This is a genomic window from Puniceicoccus vermicola (genome assembly GCF_014230055.1).
Lineage (GTDB): Bacteria > Verrucomicrobiota > Verrucomicrobiia > Opitutales > Puniceicoccaceae > Puniceicoccus > Puniceicoccus vermicola.
The window spans coordinates 181927-200177 of record NZ_JACHVA010000053.1 but is presented as its reverse complement, the minus strand read 5'-3'; the positions used below and the strand labels follow the sequence as shown (position 1 = coordinate 200177).

15 protein-coding genes are annotated in these 18251 nt (G+C 53.5%); 7 read left to right on the top strand and 8 right to left on the bottom strand.

The features are described from left to right. Window position 1: 1 nt before the first annotated feature. The 6 genes from H5P30_RS06955 to H5P30_RS06930 all read left to right on the top strand — a co-directional run bounded on the left by H5P30_RS06955 (window position 2) and on the right by H5P30_RS06930 (window position 4748). Window positions 2–1123 carry a FecCD family ABC transporter permease gene (locus tag H5P30_RS06955; protein ID WP_221774304.1) on the top strand — a complete coding sequence of 374 codons (1122 nt, stop codon included), beginning with the start codon at window positions 2–4 and terminating at the stop codon, window positions 1121–1123. Continuing rightward, window positions 1120–1920, top strand: coding sequence for a heme ABC transporter ATP-binding protein (locus H5P30_RS06950; RefSeq protein ID WP_185692222.1), 801 nt, complete (start codon window positions 1120–1122; stop codon window positions 1918–1920). The genes H5P30_RS06955 and H5P30_RS06950 overlap by 4 nt, the downstream gene beginning before the upstream one ends. A gap of 90 nt (window positions 1921–2010) precedes the next feature. After that, window positions 2011–2460: a MarR family winged helix-turn-helix transcriptional regulator gene (locus H5P30_RS06945; protein WP_185692221.1), complete on the top strand. Its 450-nt coding sequence runs from the start codon at window positions 2011–2013 to the stop codon at window positions 2458–2460. Between the two features lie 50 nt (window positions 2461–2510). Continuing rightward, window positions 2511–2948, top strand: a complete 438-nt coding sequence (locus H5P30_RS06940) for a DoxX family protein (protein ID WP_185692220.1) — start codon at window positions 2511–2513, stop codon at window positions 2946–2948. A gap of 23 nt (window positions 2949–2971) precedes the next feature. Further along, on the top strand, window positions 2972–3691 hold the full coding sequence (locus H5P30_RS06935; RefSeq protein ID WP_185692219.1) for a pirin family protein: 720 nt from the start codon (window positions 2972–2974) through the stop codon (window positions 3689–3691). A 376-nt stretch (window positions 3692–4067) separates the two neighbouring features. After that, window positions 4068–4748: an HAD family hydrolase gene (locus H5P30_RS06930; protein ID WP_185692218.1), complete on the top strand. Its 681-nt coding sequence runs from the start codon at window positions 4068–4070 to the stop codon at window positions 4746–4748. 472 nt (window positions 4749–5220) lie between these two features. Here the strand turns inward: H5P30_RS06930 and H5P30_RS06925 are convergent, their stop codons facing one another. The 5 genes from H5P30_RS06925 to H5P30_RS06905 all read right to left on the bottom strand — a co-directional run bounded on the left by H5P30_RS06925 (window position 5221) and on the right by H5P30_RS06905 (window position 11992). Next, the gene (locus H5P30_RS06925) at window positions 5221–5679 is read right to left on the bottom strand and encodes a YHS domain-containing (seleno)protein (protein ID WP_185692217.1); all 459 of its coding nucleotides are present in this window, start codon (window positions 5677–5679) and stop codon (window positions 5221–5223) included. Window positions 5680–5722: 43 nt separating this feature from the next. Beyond that, window positions 5723–6913, bottom strand: a complete 1191-nt coding sequence (locus H5P30_RS06920; protein WP_221774303.1) for a hypothetical protein — start codon at window positions 6911–6913, stop codon at window positions 5723–5725. 1 nt (window position 6914) lies between these two features. Beyond that, window positions 6915–10298: a hypothetical protein gene (locus tag H5P30_RS06915; RefSeq protein ID WP_185692215.1), complete on the bottom strand. Its 3384-nt coding sequence runs from the start codon at window positions 10296–10298 to the stop codon at window positions 6915–6917. A 31-nt stretch (window positions 10299–10329) separates the two neighbouring features. Beyond that, the gene (locus tag H5P30_RS06910) at window positions 10330–11229 is read right to left on the bottom strand and encodes a LamG domain-containing protein (RefSeq protein ID WP_185692214.1); all 900 of its coding nucleotides are present in this window, start codon (window positions 11227–11229) and stop codon (window positions 10330–10332) included. Between the two features lie 73 nt (window positions 11230–11302). Beyond that, window positions 11303–11992 (bottom strand): prepilin-type N-terminal cleavage/methylation domain-containing protein, encoded by a 690-nt coding sequence (locus H5P30_RS06905; protein ID WP_185692213.1) that lies wholly within the window; start codon window positions 11990–11992, stop codon window positions 11303–11305. A 105-nt stretch (window positions 11993–12097) separates the two neighbouring features. Here H5P30_RS06905 and H5P30_RS06900 point away from each other — a divergent pair, with 105 nt between their 5' ends. Next, on the top strand, window positions 12098–13600 hold the full coding sequence (locus tag H5P30_RS06900) for a substrate-binding domain-containing protein (protein WP_185692212.1): 1503 nt from the start codon (window positions 12098–12100) through the stop codon (window positions 13598–13600). A gap of 34 nt (window positions 13601–13634) precedes the next feature. On the opposite strand, the gene H5P30_RS06895 is transcribed toward H5P30_RS06900, so the two are convergent. The 3 genes from H5P30_RS06895 to H5P30_RS06885 form a co-directional block, all read right to left on the bottom strand. Continuing rightward, entirely contained in the window at window positions 13635–15017 is a 1383-nt protein-coding gene (locus tag H5P30_RS06895) for a sulfatase family protein (protein WP_185692211.1), read from the bottom strand. A gap of 242 nt (window positions 15018–15259) precedes the next feature. Next, window positions 15260–15988, bottom strand: coding sequence for a response regulator transcription factor (locus tag H5P30_RS06890; protein WP_185692210.1), 729 nt, complete (start codon window positions 15986–15988; stop codon window positions 15260–15262). After that, window positions 15985–18246 carry a sensor histidine kinase gene (locus H5P30_RS06885; protein WP_185692209.1) on the bottom strand — a complete coding sequence of 754 codons (2262 nt, stop codon included), beginning with the start codon at window positions 18244–18246 and terminating at the stop codon, window positions 15985–15987. Before H5P30_RS06885 ends, H5P30_RS06890 begins: the two co-directional genes overlap by 4 nt. Window positions 18247–18251 lie beyond the last annotated feature (5 nt).

Genomic DNA, 18251 nt, shown 5'->3' with positions numbered 1-18251 from the left:
TGTGTCCTCAACCGATTCATCCAAATCCCGCCGCACACCGAATCGACGCGCTAAGCACTGGATCGTCTTGGCAGCATTGAGCCTTCTCCTGGTCGGAGTGGCCTTTTGGTCTCTGGGCAGCGGAGCGGTCTCGACGAGCGCAGAAGAAGTTTGGACCGGGCTGACCGGAGACGGCGAAGATTCTCAAGTCAGCCTTCAAGAGGTGGTCATCCGGGAGATTCGCCTCCCGCGGGTCATCTCGGGAATTCTCGTTGGTGCCGCACTCTCTCTGTCCGGCGCGCTCCTCCAAGGGCTCTTCCGCAACCCACTGGCCGACCCCGCACTCATCGGCGTCTCGAGTGGGGCCGCAATGGGGGGAGTCCTCGCTTTGGTCCTCCTGCCACTGACACTGACACGACTTGCCCAGGCAAATATCCAGACACCGCAGGCCCTCGTCGATTTCTTCGATCATTTCGGACTTCCGGTTTTTGCCATGGCCGGAGCCGTGGGCCTGACTTTTACGATCTACCGCATCTCTCTCGTCCGGGGCAGAATCAATGTCCCGGCGATGCTTCTGACTGGCATTGCCGCGAACGCGATCGGCGGAGCCTTCGTCGGACTCCTCGTTACGATGTTCGCCACCGACGACCAATTGCGCAGCGTCACTTTTTGGACTCTCGGAAGCCTCGCTGGCTCGAACTGGACGTCAACCTTGCACCTAACCATCCTGATCATTCCCTGCGCTTTTTTCGCCCTCCGGTATGATCGAGCCCTGAACTCCTTCCTCCTCGGAGAAGCGGAGGCCTTCCATCTCGGCATTCAGGTGCATCAAGTGAAGCGGGCGGTCATCCTGCTCAGCGCTTTGATGGTCGGAATCACCGTGGCCTTCTGCGGGATCATTGGATTTGTCGGTCTCGTCGTTCCCCACATGATTCGCACCGTTTTTGGTCCAGACCATCGACTCCTGCTACCGGCCGGCGCCCTCCTCGGCTCGATCCTTCTCCTCATCGCCGATGTTTTCGCCCGCACCGCAGTAGCTCCTTCCGAGATCCAGATCGGAATTCTCACCTCGCTCATCGGAGGCCCCTTCTTCCTCGCTCTCCTCCTCAAAGCGCGGAAAGGAGCTTCCTCGATCGGCCTATGAACCCACCACCTCCAGAGATCCTCCGTGCCGAGGGCATCTGCATGCGCGCTGGCGCCAAGCCCCTCCTTCGCAATGTGGATTTCACCCTGCAACGGGGAAAGATTCACGTTATCGTGGGCCCGAATGGCGCGGGCAAGAGCACCCTCCTCCGCGTCCTGACGGGGGAAGCCCATCCGACTTCTGGAAGCGTTGCGCTCGATGGCCGAAATTTAGCTGAATACGAAAGCTCCGACCTCGCCCGACGCCGCGCCTTTCTCCCACAAACCTCATCGCTTACCTTCCCGTTCACCATCCGCGAAGTTGTAGAGATCGGAAGGCTCCCCTACCGGGAATCGAAGGTCGCAACCACCGCCGCTATCGAGAAAGCCCTCGAGAAAGTCGGCTTGTGGGAACGGGCCGATGAAGGCTACCTCCACCTCTCGGGAGGCGAGAAGCAACGAGTCCACCTCGCCCGCATTCTCGCCCAATTGGGGCAACCTGAGAACAGCGTCCTTATCCTGGATGAGCCGACGGCAAGCCTTGACCTCACTTTCCAGCATCAAGTTTTTGCCATTGCCCGGGAATGGGCAATGAACGGAGCCGCAGTACTTCTAGTTCTGCACGATCTCAATCAGACCATGAGATTTGCCGAAACGGTCACCGTCCTCAAAGAGGGCATGGTCACCGGCCAAGGCACCCCCAGCGAAGTGCTGACCCCCGAGCTGATCCAAGACGTCTACCACGTGAACGCCCACTGGGTCGAATCAGACCACCATCAGCTCCTCGCCGTCGATGGTCCCACGAGTCCCTTATCCTAAATTTCCAACGACCCCAAAACAGGGCGATTAGAGAATCGCCACCCCAACTTACCTTGACCTCAAGCCTTTTCTTACTCTAGAATTCCTTTGATGACCAAAATCTACCGCAATTCCGGGACACACCTCTTTCTTCTCTTCTGGAAAGCTTCTCACTCCATCATGAGCTTCGACCGTGAGAGCATCCAGAAAGTGGGTTGCGGCTCTCTCACCGACTTCGCCGTCCTGGAACTCTTACTCCACAAAGGTTCGATGCCCGTGAACGAGATTGGCGAAAAAGTTCTTCTGACGAGTGGCTCTATTACCACCGCGGTTCAACGCCTCGAGAAAAAAGGGTTGGTCGAGCGAATCCGCGACGATCTCGACCGAAGAGTAGTGCGGGTCGAACTCACCCAAGTTGGCCGCTCTTTAATCGAGAGCAGCTTTCGCGAGCATTCTCAACGACTCGACGAGCTCTTCTCCGTTTTTACCGAAGAAGAAAAAGATCAGTTTGGCACCCTCGTTCGCAAAATCGGCGTGGAAGCCGAAGCGAAGAAAGGCTAATCCGCCATTTAACTTGACATCAAGTTATTTCCCGATGCACACTATCCACGATGAACATCAAATCCACCATCCTCTCGACCCGTAACACTCTGGCCTTCATCCCACTTCGTCTAGGAGTCGGAGCCGTAATGTTTGCCCATGGATCGCAAAAGCTCTTCGGTATGTTCGGCGGCTATGGCCTCCGGGGCACCGGAAACTTTTTCGCGGAGCAGCTTGGCCTCCAACCCGGTATCTTGATGGCGGCATTGGCCGGTGGAACCGAATTCATCGGCGGCATTCTTCTCATCATTGGATTCGCCACGCGGATTGCTGGCTTAGCCTTGGTAGGAACCATGGCCGTCGCGATCGCAACCGCTCATGCCGGAGCCTTTTTCCTCCCGGAAGGAATGGAATACGCCCTGACCCTCCTCCTCGCGAGCCTGACTCTGGCCATCGGCGGCGCCGGATCTCTTTCGGTTGATCGCATCCTCACCGCGAAAAAGGTATAGAACTTCACACCAAGGAGGTCTTGATGAAAACGACCGCTCACATTCTCACCCGTTCAAACGAACGGGGTCACACCCAAATCGACTGGCTGAACAGTCGTCACAGTTTCTCCTTCGGGAACTTTTATGATCCTGATCGAATGGGCTTTGGTCCACTGCGAGTCCTGAATGACGACTGGATCGAGCCAGGAAATGGCTTCCCCCCTCACCCGCACCGCGACATGGAAATTGTCAGCGTCGCCATCGAGGGTCAGCTACAGCACAAGGACAGCCTCGGCAATGGGCGCATCATTGAACCCGGCGAAATCCAATACATGTCCGCGGGGAGCGGAGTCGTGCACAGCGAATTCAATCCCTCCAAATCGAAAGCGGCCCATTTTCTTCAGATATGGATCGAGCCGACCGAAAAAGGTCTAGCGCCCCGCTATGAAGATCGAAAACTGCTGACTTCTCAACCGAACGAGTGGCGACTAGTCCTCTCGGGAGATGGCAGAAATCATTCGATGGCGATTCGCAATCCGTCCGAACTGCGATCAGTCGTGCTCGAACCCGGCGCGAGCATCGAACTCGAAACGGAAGAGCCGCTCAATGGTCAATGGATTTTCATCCTCTCCGGCTCCATTGAGACCGCGGGTGAGACCCTGCAGCCTGGGGACAGCCTAGGAATCGAATCCACCTCCCTCACGATAAGCAACCCGAGTGAGAACCCGGCCGAAGTTCTTGTCTTCAGCGTTCCTCTCAGCTGATTCGTCAAACCTCCGGAAGAATCCGGATCGTAATTTTCCCAAAGGCCGCGCTTCCCGAGCGCGGCCTTTTATTTACGAAAAAAGTGCCGTCCTGAGGCAGTTCGATCTACGGGAAGCAACAGACAATTGGGGGTAGTCATGGAACGAAACGATTCCCGTCTGCCTCGGCTTTTCGGAGCGCAGCGCTTCAGCCTGCCTACGCAAGGACCAGAACCTACGGAAAACCCGGGCCCAAGCCCCCCACCAGACTTCTCCGTGGTTTTCCCACAAAATGGCTGCCAATGTCCGAAGCAGTACCCCCATTCCCGGCTCCCCCCTCGACGGAGAAATTCATTCTTCTTTTGCGATTCTTCCCGTTTGGCCCAAACTGGTCTCTATGGATACAAGCCCGGAGCCCACCTCCACCACGTTTCGCGGAGTCCTCTTTGATCTCGACGGGGTCATCATTCACTCGGAGCCTCTCCACGAGGAAGCCATGCTGATCGTCTTCCGAGAAATGGATCTCGCCGTCCCGGATAGCCGGTTAAGAGAATTCAAAGGAACCTCCGAGCGCGACACCTTCGGGCTCGTCGCCCGCGAGTACTCGGACGGACGCTTTCAAGGCCCCGAGATTCATGCCGCCAAGCAAGAGATCTTCGAAAAGGGTCTTCCCTCTGTCAGCCTAATCCACGGATTTCGGTCCTACGCAGAGCGACTGCAAGCCGAGGAGATCCCGACAGCCGTCGTCACCTCGGCGACTCGCCACAACTGCGACCTCGTCCTCCGCCTTTTGGACATTGCGCATCTGTTCGCCTACACGGTGAGCGCCGACGAAGTCACGCACGCCAAACCTCATCCGGAGCCCTACATTACCGGAGCCCTTCACTTGGGCCTCGATCCCCGCGATTGTCTGGTCATCGAGGACGCAGAGCGAGGCACTGAAGCCGCCCTCGCCGCTGGGTGCAAAGTCGCTGGACTCACAACGACCCTTGAAGCCGAGGATCTCCGCAATGCCGGATGCCAATGGGTCGCCGCAGACTACCCAACCCTCCTCCAGGAGATGAAGTGGCCGGGCTAATTCCGAATGAGACTAGCTTAACGCGTTGTATTGAAGGGGAACTACCCCACCAGCTGGCGCTGGTCCCCCACTTCTACTCGTAGAAGGGGAGTCAGAAAATTACAGAAAGACGCCTCCCCTGCTACAGGGCATATCCATAGACACAAACTCCTAGACTAACGTTTTCCTGCAAAATCTTCGAGTTGCCCTGTAGGAGCATGCCTAAAATGGAGCGCGGAATTCATTCCGCCCCGTCAGATTGGCTGCGCATGAAAAGTTTACCTCAGAATCTAAGGCGAAAGACCTGAGAGGCATGCGGGGCGGAATGAATTCCGCGCTCCCATGTTCTTGCGCTTGCGAGACCGCCCAGAGCCATAGGCTTGTGTGTAAGGATATTCACAGGGGAGGGGATCCCGCGGACGAGGGATGGAGGGGTCCCGCCGTTCGAATTAGTCCTTAAACGAGTGCCATTCGGGAGAAACCCCGCAGTGCCCTACTGATCCCCGCCGTCCACGATCTTCGGCCATTCCTCGTTCCCCTTCTTGATCAAGGCAGCCCGATCGGCATTCCACTTTTTCTGAATATCTTTGCTGTAATTGAGATAGAGCTTCCCATCGACCACGGACCAAACCTCCGGATCGATATCGGCCGTAGACCCGTGAGCCACGGCCCAAGCGCAATAACCTCCGAACTGGGGTGCATACTTTTCGGGTGCTTTCTCAAATGCCTTCAGATTCTCATTGGAAGCAAAAAGCCACTTTGCCCCTTCCCACTCATAACTGAATGACTTCTCGCCCTTCACTGGCTTCTTTTCAATGAAATAGGCAACGGGATCATAGCCATGAATGGCAAGACTCCCGAAAAAGGTCTCATTCACTGGCTCCACCGCTGAAGCGGGCGCCGTAATTCCGACAAAGGAAAGGAAGAAGAAAAGAGGAAGAGATAAGCGCATGACTCATTCTGCGACACCTCTGAAAAAGGGCAAATGCCGAATCCTAGTCAGAGGTCTTCTCTAACAAATCTGCGACTCGTACAAACGCCACGTCGACTTTCCCCATCACCAGCGTGGTATAGCAGATATACTGATCATTTCCGCAAAACTGAGGATGAGGATGTACATGATATTTTTTTAGTTCCGGAGGAACTTGATCCATCAGAGAAACAATATCGATGGATCGACCATTCTGCAGATTGGCAAAAGTTACCTTGTGATCCAAAGGACTATCCGGCGGCAAGCTGTCCATTACCAACCATCGATCTTGAGTATCCGAGTGAGCGTGACTGACAGTCTGGTGAGGCCAAACCAAGCGGCATTGCCTCCCATCCAAATCAACGCACTCCACTCCTTGCTTGTAATGGACGTACCAAATCCGACGACCTTCGGCACTCCACCATTCGTGCCCATGCATTGATCTTCGATCCGTCACCTCTACCGGAACTTCATCCAAGTGGGAGTATGAGGCGGTCGTGCTGTACTCTTCATCCACCGCGTCCGGGTAAACTGCTTGAGGAACCCCACCACGACGAATAGTCCACAAACGGTTCTCATAACGCTTCAAAGATCCGGTCTTTGCATCCTGCCGATAATCCTGGGCCAGCAACATGAGGTCGGGATCTTTCGGATGAAAGCACCCATGATTCCAATTGGGCTCCAAGGTCTGCCAAATCTCAATGTCTCCATTCTCCAACAGAAGAGAGCCGACGACATTGTCTTCACCGATCGTGCCATCGATGCCTAAAGCCTGTCGGTTGGCAGAGAGAGAAAGATGAGTCGCGTAACGAGAAACCTTCCTCTTGCGCGTAACACTATCAGGAAAACGACCCACAAGGGTCGGGTCCTCTTCGAAGGAACGTTTCCACACGCCGGACTCGTTCGCCCAATAAACATCTCCCGTCTCACTATCCAGAAGCGGAGAAGCCATCGTAAACTGGGTATCGGGAAAATAGGAAAGATTTCCACCTTCTAGATCGGCCATCCCCAAACAGCGACCCGAATTGGCATTCCCTGAGGGTGGGAAAGCGCAGTAAAACCAATACTGGGTGCAATCCGAATTCAAACTTTGGTTTACATAGTAAAAGGACTGCTGCACCGGAGCGACCCGTTGCGTCAGGACATAGCTTGTTACCCCTGAGACAGGGTCACTCCATGGGGTGAAAAGTCGAGATTCCAGAAAATCCTTCTTCATCTCAGCCTTCATTGCGGACAATCTCATAAGCCAATTGAACTCCCTCAGAAGTTACTGTTTTCAGCGTGATACGCCAGCCTTCAGAAGTTCGGTTCATGGGAATCTCGTGAGTCCGGCGACCCGTTGCATCGACGGCCCAGACGGAGTAGTCTACGTTAGCAGGGAGCCTCAACAAAACTTCAGTGGCACCTTGATGAATCAAGTAAGGGAGGCGACCCCAATCCGTTAGAACCGTTCGGTCTTCATCCTCGAATCTCATCCCTGTGGGCAAACCATCTGTCAGGTGCATTAGCAAGAGACGTCGACTCTCGGCCAACTCCTCATCGTCCACCGCTATTAGAGAAATGGTAGCAAAGGCATCGCCATTGACTACTGAAACAATCTCCCCTTCGCTTCTGGTTCTTGCGGGTAAAACGAAAAGCTCGCACTTCGGCGCTATGACACTCGCAGTAAGCTTCTTCGTATCCAGCCTGATCTGATCGGTCTCACTCTTAAATTCTCCCCTCGGCGAAATACTACCCTCGGGTAAAACCCCGCCCTGCTGCAACTCTTGGTCGAGATTCGGATTTGAAAGATACACGGGAGGCTTTTCGTCACCCATTCCGGTTACAACCGCTAGCGACTCTGTTTGCTCCAAGACCTCTTGCGGAGAGCCAGGAAGTGAACCGATGCGGGTAACAAGGCCCAAGCGCGTGAAATCATTTGAGAACTCTTTTCTCGTTTCAGAAAAAGCCTCCTCAGGCTGAACCGCATAGGTAATCAAGCCCGGCGCCGAGGCAATATATTCTCGGCGGAAAAGCACCGCTGAAATTCGATCTGCCAAAAGCCCAATCGGATCATTGGACAACGAAAACACACTATCTACACCTCCGTCGATTGCATGCCTCTGATTCATCGCGTATTCAAAGTTATAAATCGCATCCCAATCCTGCAAACTCGCATACGCGGGCATTAAGACACCGCCTTCAGCCCGAAATTGATTCGGACGCACAAAGTTAACCTCAGAAACACTAAAAGGGATGCCGGGCACACGAGTCGCCATGAGATAACGAGGGGTTCGAACCTCCTCCGACAAAACGCTTTTCTGATGAAAGGCATAAGGCAGACGCCAACGGGTCTTGGGAAACTGAGGATGGTCCCAATAATGGTGATTGTCGACGATGTCGTAGTCTTCCCGCAAGAAGGTCAACCCTTGGACATTCATATGATTGGTCCCCGTCAGCATGCTTTTCACTCCTATCGATCGCAGATAATTCTCCAGCCGGACATTCATCTTCCCTTCCGTCTCGTAAATCCACTGCCGAAATGCAGCGTCTCGTTCTCCTTCACCCGCATCCGGATCTACTGTAGCTATGCCTTCTGGCGTTTGGAGCCAGTCCTCGAAGCGCATTTCAAATTGTTCGCGCACTGCATTATTATAGGGTAAGATGCGTTCAATTACCACTTCATTGATAGGACACATACTTATGATTGCGGGCTCCTCTGCCCAAGTGAGTCCAGTGTAGGGATTGCGATGCAACAATAGATTGTCCGCATAACTTGCCCAGGATTGAAAAGCCTCTTCCGAAATAGCGACCAGAGCTTTATAGGGCTCCCGGGTCCGGCTTTGCGAAATACTTGGATCTATCCCAAACGAGACCAGCTCCTCCTCGCTAAATCTTCGCGTCGAGTAGAGGTCGATGTTCACATAGATTCCCCGCTTCTTCAAAGCCGCTACCAAGTAGTCAATCTCATCAAGACGCACCGGATCCAGTATGGAGCTGTCTTCCTGCTTGGCAGACAAATGCGCATCAAAATGATGAAGCCGAACCACATTATAACCCGACCGAGCGATCCGGTTCGCCAGCTTATCCGATTCTTCATGAGTCAGGAAATTTGCGGTGAAGCATAGATTTATCCCCCAAAAACGGACTCGCTCGTTTGGTCGATCCTCAAAAGCCAAATGACCTTCTTCCGTAGGAACGACATAGCCAAATTTACCGGCGGGCGCATCGAGCGAATCTGAAAAATCAAACACACTACCCTTCTCGATTTCCAACTCATGCTCGTAAGCACCCCAATCGTTGCCGGCTTTCAATTCCAACGGAATTTTGATCTCTCCAATTGGAATATCATCCGGCGAACCGGACATACCCACGATCATCCACATGGAAGCCCCTGTACTGACCAGAGAGATCGTATCAATCGGCTTCTCGTCCAAGGGAAATCGGGAGACAAAGAGGCCGACTCGCTTGCTTTCATTTTCCCCGACCCACGCAACAACTGAGTTCGCATAGGAAACGGGTGCCCACCAGTTCCCTACATCGTCGCCGCTCTTAATTTTGTGGCGCGTTTCGCTACCATCCAAATAGCGGATGACTATCTCACCATTCAAGGTTCCACTCGGAGCAGTCCAAGCTGCGGCATGGAGCAGATAGAGATTACGCCAAATCGGATTCCCTGGGACTGAAACTAAAGCCGAGGAAGGCAAGTCGGGCTGCTGCTCGTTCGCAAAAACGAGGGCTGCACGATCCTGATTCTGCTCAGCGTCAATGACCTCAAAAACTACATTTGAAGCAGTCACTTCGCCTGGCTCCAGAGGAGACAAATCATTCTCTGGCCCCTGATCCGTCCATCCCCCTTTTCCATCCGAGGCTACCTCATCCACCAGCGCTCGATTCACAGCCGCGCGCATATCCACTGGCTCACTGCGAAATGGCACGTAGCGCACTTTGACTGAAATCGAGGCTGACTTTAGAGCATCCTCCTCGTTGAAAAAATTCAAGCGGACTGAATACCGACGAAACTTTGAGGGCTTTTGATCGGTCCCGATGACACCGAATTTGCCTTCGATAACAAGTGTGCCCTTCTGCGTCGGCAATTCGACAACATGCATTCCTTCTTTGATATAAAAAAGCGCTGATTCGTCATATTCAGCGGGCAATTCGTAACCCTTTCCATCAATCCGAACCAATCGCCCCGCGGCCACGGGCAGTGGCAGGTAGACTCGCAAGCTCAGGTCGTTTGTGGGAAGACCATCCGAGTGGCTCACAGTATAGCTGGCATCGAAGTCGCGACTCCCAACCGGCCAAACCTTCTCCTCCACCAACAATGGTTCTCCACCTCCTTTCGTAACGAGTGACCCTTTAATCACAAACGCCTTTTGGCTCTCCTCCCAAACCAATGAATCAGGATCCGCCTCCAAATTATTCTGCCACACGTGATTCCAATCGAGATCGTAGTGCCCCACCCCTATGGAGATCCCGTCCAGCGCGATCACTCCATTTTGAGCAAGCGTGAAGCTTGGTATGTCGAACTCGGGAGCCTTTACCCCTGCAGGGAGCAAGGCCGCCCCCCATGAACAGAGAACTGCGATCAGGCAGAAACGATTGATCTTATGAAACATCACAAATGAGAATGCAGGTAAGGAACAAATCCTAGCGACGGCGTCTTACAAAGTGAACCATCGCGAAGGCAAAAATGGTGATGACCATACTGGAGCTGGATAATTCTGGAATACTGCTCGCCCGAATCTGTTCGATTTCGGAAAAGTCCAAAACCCCATCTGCTCCGGTTGATTCGCCATACAGCCGAAAGTCATCCAAAAATCCATCAAATGGACGGGTGTTACTGTCTTGATTATTCCCCAACACGACAGGCCGCCCCGTCGCTGACTCCACCACTCCTGCGTTTAGAGAGCCGACGGATACCAAAGAAAGGGCGTCCTCTTCGGTACCGACGTAAAAATTCACATTGTTCGAGCTCGAAGTCCCATCGTAAGTCACCGCGAAGAACTGCCAATCCGATACAGTGTTGTAGCGGTTAACAGCGGAGCTATCGGTCGCTGTGCCATTAACCCTCATTCGAATGCGTCCGTCATTTTCGTTGTTTCCTGTCGACAAAGAAATCCCGTTGGTCGATCCATCGCTCATTGCAAACAGTGTCGCCCCGTATTCGAAAGGCACGCCGTCCGTTTTAAACCATCCGGTAATCGTGAATGAGGATAGGCTTCCAACGCTGCCTCCGACGGAAGTATCGGATTGGGCACGTCCCCCGGTGCCTTGACTCCCCATTCCGGTCGACGCGCTATTATCAAAGGCCTGACCCACTCCGCCGACCCCTTCTCCATCAGAAGAAAACAAATCACTGGCCGCTCCCCCCGAATCGAAAAACGTAAGATTGGCACCGGAGGTATCTCCAGCATTGGTAACCGTAGTACCGCTACCCTCAAAGTCGTAATTCAGGAGCAAGGTTTGAGCAGGCAACCATGCGCTTGAAGCGACAAGCAAAGCTGCGCATGACAGGAGACGAGGGGATCGACGAGTTATTCTTTTCATAGGAGATGTGTGTTTGGGTGAATAAATAGATGGAACCGGTAACGGTCCTTTTCCGCATTGGAAAAATCGGAACTCAGTCGCTGAGTAATTGTGTATTCTCTTCAATTTCTGATTTCGGCTGGAGGGTCACGTGGCCGTCACACCAAAGGACATTGGTCTTTCCTCCGTGAGGCTCGGCAATCCGTGACCAAGAGGGGTTGGTGGATTCTCCAAATCCTGAATTTCCCCAATCGGGTCCTTTATTAGAGTCTGTCATCATTACAACCCTTGATGGATCTTCCATTTCGTAAAGTGATGTTCGGCGGTCTGCTCCCGAGTGAGCTAGAACATGATAGTTCACAACATAGGGATAGCCGTAGTCGTTGCGCGGATAGGCCACCGGTTCATCGGTAAGGTTCAAAGGACATACGGATAGCCGCTGCAAAGTATCTCCTCCCCCCGCAAAGGGAGACAGTTCAGACTTACCCTTGCCGGCTCTATTTAGTTCTCCTTGGAACCAGCGAACGCCCGTAGTATTATTATTGGCCATTACGAATCGCCCCCCGTTGTCCTGTGCCTGCTGAACGATCGCGGAATAGAGTTGCCTCATATTCGAAGCACACTCGGCGGTTTCCGCTCTCCGGCGGACGCTACTGAGAGAGGGAATCAGAATTGCTGTTAAGATCCCCAATACGGCGATTGCGGTGATCAGCTCGACCAAGGTGAATCCGCAGAGTGCTTTGGGGATCTGACGCTGGGAAGCTTCTAAAGGGGTTCTGAACATCGGGTAAAAAGTGTGATTCTTTGGGGAAGATACCCACGACAACATTAAAACCGGCACAAGTTTTCAATTGCCTCGTGGCTTTATGGTTTTTTATTTCCATTCAAAATGAAACAAGACCCACCCCGCGCCCCAAGCCCTGGGATTGACCCTTCCCAGGATCAATTTGACCTGGCCCTCCAGGCGGCCCGAGAAGCAAAAACGCTGGATGAACTAAGGCAGGCGCAGTCGATAATCCTGCCTCAGCTGGCCGGACTCACCCAGGAACAAACCGCGAAGAGTCTCGGCACTAGCCGATCTACGCTGATCCGCCTCCAGAAACGACCGGTCAAAAATGCTCAATCGAAAGATCATCGAGGAGGACGCCGCAACGCGATCATGAGTCCCAAGGAAGAACGGGATTTTTTTAAAGCCTGGAATCATGAAATCCGCGAAAATCCCCCAGAACTGGTAAACCAGATATCAGAGGCTCTGGCTCAGAAGCTAGGTCGCAAGGTGCCAAAAACCACGCTGTATCGCCTCCTGCATAAATACGGGTGGAGTAAACAAAAGACTCGGTCCCTAACCTCCGAAGAAAGACCTGACAAGGTCCCGACTCTCCTGGATCTAGCCAAAGCAACCGGCTACTCCAAAACTACCGTGTCACTGGCACTACGCGATAGCTCTACCCTACCCGAGAAAACCCGGCGATACATCAAGACGTTAGCCAATAAATGGGGATATGCTCCTGATCCAAATATGGAGAAATTGATGGAAAAAGTTCGGGAGAATCGCCGAAACCGGACGCCTGACATTATCGCGTATCTGACCGCCTATCAGGATCGCAATGACTGGCAGAAGAATCCAACCCATCGAGCTTACAGGGAGGGTGCCTATGAGCGTGCACGCCAATGTGGGTACCAACTTGAAGAATTTTGGCTCAACGAACCGGAAATGTCTGCTCACAGGCTGAGTGAAATCATTCGCCAACGTGGGATCGAAGGCGTAGTCGTCGCACCACTCCCGCAATCTCGCCCGTCTCTGGAGGCTTTTCGGTGGCATTACTTCTCCGCAGTTGAGCTGGGATACTCGCTTCAGCACCCTTCGCTGTATCGAGCGTGCAACCACCAGTTTCAATCCATGCAATTACTGATGCGTGAACTCCAGAAGATAGGATACCACCGGATCGGTTTCGCGATGGAAGAAGACCAAGATAACCGAGTGCAGCACAACTGGAAGGGCGGCTATCTCTCAGCCCTTTCAGGAAAAACCGCACCTGAGGAAGCTCCATTCCTTTTAAGCCGCGACTGGAATCGGAAGAGATTCGGCCAATGGTTTGAAAATTCCCGCCCTGATGCGATTGTCACAACTGGGCCGGAAATCCAGCGGTGGCTCAAAGAACTGGAAATCCCATACCCAGAGGAAGTAGGTCTTGCTCATGTAAACCTAACCCCGGCTATGCAGGAAGTTACCGGGATCGACCAACAATCCCAGCAAGTGGGCTTCGCTTCAATCGACCTTCTTCTTAGCCTTATGAGAAATAATGAACGAGGGGTCCCCCAATCACCAAGATCCTTCATGGTAGAAGGTAAATTTCGACCGGGAACCACAACCTGCTCCCAAGACTCCTAAAACAAAGTTCTCCAGCCGATAGACCGGCCCTATCCTACATTTCCGGTAAATCAAAATAGCGCTGACTGGTATTCCATCGATCTCGAAGACCCAACTGATCGATCAACTCTGGCCACGGAAGAGCCGCATCATACCGACCCACCTCCCTCATCAAATCCCTACGCAATTCGCTGGCTACCCGATCATCCTCTTCTGATTTTCCTAGAAGGTTGTTCAGTTGGAAAGGATCTTGAACCACGTCGTATAGGAACCAGTCCGAATCATCGTCCAGGTTCAAAGCAAAGACATGATTCCCCTTACGAATGGCCCTCCAACAACCATCTCCGCGATCCACTCCATGATGGCATGGGATCGGATTATATAGGTAGATCTCCTCCCGCCCCTTTGCTGATTCGCACCGCAACAACTGCGAAAGGTCCGAGCCATCAATTTCCGTTGAATACGAAAGCCCCATCATGCCCAGCAATGTCGGGAATAAATCGACAAAACCAATCAGTTCCTTGCATTCCCCTTGACGCAGCTCAGGAACTCCTCCTCCGAGAATCAGGGGGATGTGCGCAGATTCCTCATAAGGCAGTTGTTTCAAGGTAAGTCCTTGGCTTCCCAAGAGATCTCCATGGTCGCTGGTATAAACAATCAGTGTATTTTCCCATAATCCCAAGTCTTTCACATGCTGAACCAGTCGACCAAATTGCTCGTCCAAACCCGCAATGTGAGCATAATAACCCGCCATCCATTCCCGGATCGTTTCCTGGGAAACCTCTTTTTTCAGGTTGTGTCGAATCATTTCCGGAACGTTCGGCCTCAACTTGAGTTTTTCTGGATCGAATAACTTTCTGTATTTTTCCGGAACCTTGTCATATGGGTCATGCGGAGGGCCCCAGGACAATACTAGACCCCACGGATTGGACTGATTCTCACTGATAAAGCTCTTCGCTAGATCTGTCTGAATTTCTGGTTCATAGCCAGGGACCTTATGCAAAACTCCGGATTCGTCATGATACTCCGGATTCAAATAATCGTGACTGCACTGCCTCACCTTCCACGATTGAAATCCCATACGTTCTTCGGCCGGAACGGATTGATCGCGAGGGACACCCGCTAAATGCCACTTTCCGATATATCCACTCTCGTGGCCAGCCCGGTTCAAAACATGAGCGACACTTTCTAAGTCTGTATCGATCGGCAAATCGTTCGCAACTGCTCCATGACGCATCGAGTGAAGTCCTGTTAATAAGTTACCTCGTGCCGGCACACAAAGTGGACAATTGGAATAGCACTGATCAAATCGCAGCCCCTCGGAAGCAAAAGCGTCGATATTCGGGCTAATGACATCAGAGTTTCCATAACAACCCAAATCACACCAACGATGTTGGTCACTGAATACAAATAACAAGTTAATCGGGGACTTTTTCATAATTTACAAACAGAGGACTTCGTTCCTTCCAGCAATGGATCAAAGGTTTAAAAATCGATAAACACAGATGGCTCGACGCTGTGAATACCATCAGAGGACAACAGTGTGAAATCCCCTTGAAGCGAAGAGCCTGACGAATCCGGTTAACTCTCCGACCTCGAAAAGGTCAAGACTAGACAAATGAGTCCCAAGACTAGATCGAGAATCTCATCAAACGATCAAACCTTCGAAAAAAAAACAATTCAACCCTCTTGATCCCCCACTGGACGATACCGGTATCCTAGGCCATGAACCGTGAGAATAAACTCAGGCCGAGCCGGGTCTAGCTCGATTTTTTTCCGTAGCTGGGAAACATGCTGATCCAGGGTACGGGTCGTCCCGCAATAATCGATACCCCAGGCTTCGTTGAGAAGATGATCTCGGCTGAGAGCTCGATCGGGATTGCGATGAAAAGCGAGGATGAGACGGGACTCCAACTGGGTCAGTGAAATTTTCTCGTCACCTCTTTTCAATTCCCGCAGGCCTGGCTCGACCACCGCTGTGCCGAAAGGGAACGGTTCGACTGGGTCACGCGCTTCGGCAGGTGCACTCTTCAATCGACTCCGTCTCAACGCTGCAGCGACACGCGCCAACAATTCCCGGATACCAAACGGCTTGGTGATGTAGTCGTCTGCACCCAGCTCCAGGCCCAGGACTTTATCAATCTCCTCTCCCTTGGCGGTGAGCATCAAGATCGGCACTTCTCGATTCTTCCCCCTGATCTCGCGGCAGACGTCATAGCCACTCATCCGCGGCATCATAACGTCGAGCAGCACCAGATCTGGAGTTTCGGAACGAAATCTCCTCAGGGCCTCTTCCCCATTAGCCGCCACCGCAACCCGATAGCCCTCCGTCTCGAGGGTGTCCGTCAATCCCAGGCGAATGCTCGCATCGTCCTCCGCCACCAAAATTGTAAATCTGCCTTCGCTCATGCTTTTGCCTTTCGATCACTCCGCCATCGGAGAATAAAACAACAGCCCCGGGGATGGTTCTCCTCCAACAAAAGATCGATCCCCATGCCCGCGGCCAGACGCATTCCGATGCTCAATCCAAGCCCACATCCAGACTGTTCACTGGTCAAGCGGTCATCCACGCGGTGGAAGGCCTGAAAGACCCGCTCTCGCTCACGCGGAGGAATCCCGGGACCGAAATCGCGAACCCGCAACTCCACTCCGGTCGCACCCGGGTCGACTTCGATGCAGACGCGCACCCCGTCGGAAGCATATTTGACCGCGTTATCGACGAGGTTGAGGAGAATTTGCTCCAGTGCATCGGGATCCACGGCGACAGGAACCGGGCGATTGGGCGGGACAAACTCAACGGAGAGCCCCTCCTCCGCCAACCGCGACCCTTGCATTTCCAGAAAAGACCGCACCTCTTCCACGAGGTCCCGAGTCTCCAGCCGAAAGTCGCGCTTCTTCCGATCCAGACGGCTGAAATCGAGAACATTGTTCACCAGTCTCCCCAATCGTTGGGTTTCTGCCGAAATCCGCTCCAAGTATCGGCTTTGCTTCACCGGATCCTCCACCCGACCTTCCGCCAGCATTTCGGCAAACATTCGGATGCCTGTGAGAGGCGTCTTGAGTTCATGAGAAACGTTGGCGACGAAAGTCGTTTTCCGCTGGGCCTCGAGGGCGTCTTTACGAGATTGACGGAGGAGGAGACTCCCAGCCGAAAGGATTGCCAGAACCAACCCTGACACCACGACCGCTCCGAGAACTCGAAAGCTCTGCCCAAACGGGTTTCCCCCGGTTTCGAAAGCCCGCAAACGCCACCCCGCCAGAGACGGACCCACCGGGATTTCAATGGAATCAACGGAAGAGGAATCCTCCTCATGTCCCGCCTGCAGAATCTCTCCATCCGGTCGGATTAAGGTGATTCTCAATCCTTCCCGCTCGTTGAGATAAACCGCCTTGGCCAGCTCTGCGTCGATGGCCGCCGGATCGAGCCAAGCCCCCAGAACCAAATTATCCGCCGGAAAACGGATCCACCCCAACTGGCTTTCCTGACCTTCAACGGAGTCCGTCAACCATCCAGAAACCGGCATGGGCTCCGGGAGTTCCTCTTTCGCGGGCGAAAAACCGAATAAGGATGCGAGATCGTAGTCTCCGGTAGTTTCATTTTTTCCTTCCGAAGCATCTTTCACAGGACTCTCTGAAGGGGGCGAAACCCCAAACAGCTCTGCCATGTCGTAATCCGCAGAATTCGAACTCTCCCCGCCCCCAACGCTCGACCCAGGATCATCTCGGCTGGCGTTTTGATCCGCTTCATCGAAAGCCGCGACCCCCAAGAGCGAGCTTACATCCGGTCCCTGGGTCATCGAGCCGTCCTTCTTGAGCGGCGCTGCCGGTTCCTCCGCCACTTCCGATTCCGTCAAGGTCTCAGGGGCTGTGTCGGAGTCAGCCAAAACCTGGCCTGAGGCCGTCTTGGAAGCTGACCTCCCAAGACGACCTTCACGGAAGTTCTCAGCCAAAATCACCTCCCCCTCATCCGCTTCCGTTGAAATCTCAGCCTGTTGCGCTTCGAAAATCTCTCGTCGGTTGGCTACATTCAGCTCCCGCACCACCGCGATCTGCTGCTTGAGGGCTGACTTCGCTTTGCGAGATTCCACAGCGGCGCTCTGCCCCTCGTCGTCCATACGACCCTCCTCAATATCACGGAAAGAGAGAATTTCCGGCTGCACCTTCGACTCCTCCAAGCGATCCGTCGGTGCCTGCGAGCGAGTCCGGGAAAGATCTCCCTCTACCTTCTGCACTTCACCGACCGGTGCGGGGGTTTCTTCTTCCAACGTATCGACGATGCGTTCTTCGCTGAGAATCTGGGGCGTCAGCACCTGAGACGGATCCGGGAGGGTCCCACGGTCTCCAAACCAGAAAGTGACTCCGTCCGTTTCTCGCATTTGAAACCCCGCGGCAATGAAAGGATTGGAGGCCACCAGTCGCGCCATCGCCCCCCTTCGATCTCCAGCATCAGCTAGCGCGTAGAGCGACTCTCCCACCCCCGAACGAATCTCCGACACCAGAAAATCAAGATTGTCGGCGACGGTCGTAGCCCGATTGACCAGCGTTTCGCGAGCGAGGTCTTCCACCCGCTTCGCTTCCCGGCCCAACAGCCAAAACGCCACCGCCCCCATGGCGAGAGTCGCCCCCAGGAGGAGCAACCAAACGAGATGTACGGGGCGCAGTTTCATCGAAG

Coding starts and splice junctions, on each gene's coding strand:
- H5P30_RS06950 (WP_185692222.1), top strand. CDS start 1,120: ATGAACCCACCACCTCCAGAGATCCTCCGTGCCGAGGGCATCTGCATG.
- H5P30_RS06945 (WP_185692221.1), top strand. CDS start 2,011: ATGACCAAAATCTACCGCAATTCCGGGACACACCTCTTTCTTCTCTTC.
- H5P30_RS06940 (WP_185692220.1), top strand. CDS start 2,511: ATGAACATCAAATCCACCATCCTCTCGACCCGTAACACTCTGGCCTTC.
- H5P30_RS06935 (WP_185692219.1), top strand. CDS start 2,972: ATGAAAACGACCGCTCACATTCTCACCCGTTCAAACGAACGGGGTCAC.
- H5P30_RS06930 (WP_185692218.1), top strand. CDS start 4,068: ATGGATACAAGCCCGGAGCCCACCTCCACCACGTTTCGCGGAGTCCTC.
- H5P30_RS06925 (WP_185692217.1), bottom strand. CDS start 5,679: ATGCGCTTATCTCTTCCTCTTTTCTTCTTCCTTTCCTTTGTCGGAATT.
- H5P30_RS06920 (WP_221774303.1), bottom strand. CDS start 6,913: ATGAAGAAGGATTTTCTGGAATCTCGACTTTTCACCCCATGGAGTGAC.
- H5P30_RS06915 (WP_185692215.1), bottom strand. CDS start 10,298: ATGTTTCATAAGATCAATCGTTTCTGCCTGATCGCAGTTCTCTGTTCA.
- H5P30_RS06910 (WP_185692214.1), bottom strand. CDS start 11,229: ATGAAAAGAATAACTCGTCGATCCCCTCGTCTCCTGTCATGCGCAGCT.
- H5P30_RS06905 (WP_185692213.1), bottom strand. CDS start 11,992: ATGTTCAGAACCCCTTTAGAAGCTTCCCAGCGTCAGATCCCCAAAGCA.
- H5P30_RS06900 (WP_185692212.1), top strand. CDS start 12,098: ATGAAACAAGACCCACCCCGCGCCCCAAGCCCTGGGATTGACCCTTCC.
- H5P30_RS06895 (WP_185692211.1), bottom strand. CDS start 15,017: ATGAAAAAGTCCCCGATTAACTTGTTATTTGTATTCAGTGACCAACAT.
- H5P30_RS06890 (WP_185692210.1), bottom strand. CDS start 15,988: ATGAGCGAAGGCAGATTTACAATTTTGGTGGCGGAGGACGATGCGAGC.
- H5P30_RS06885 (WP_185692209.1), bottom strand. CDS start 18,246: ATGAAACTGCGCCCCGTACATCTCGTTTGGTTGCTCCTCCTGGGGGCG.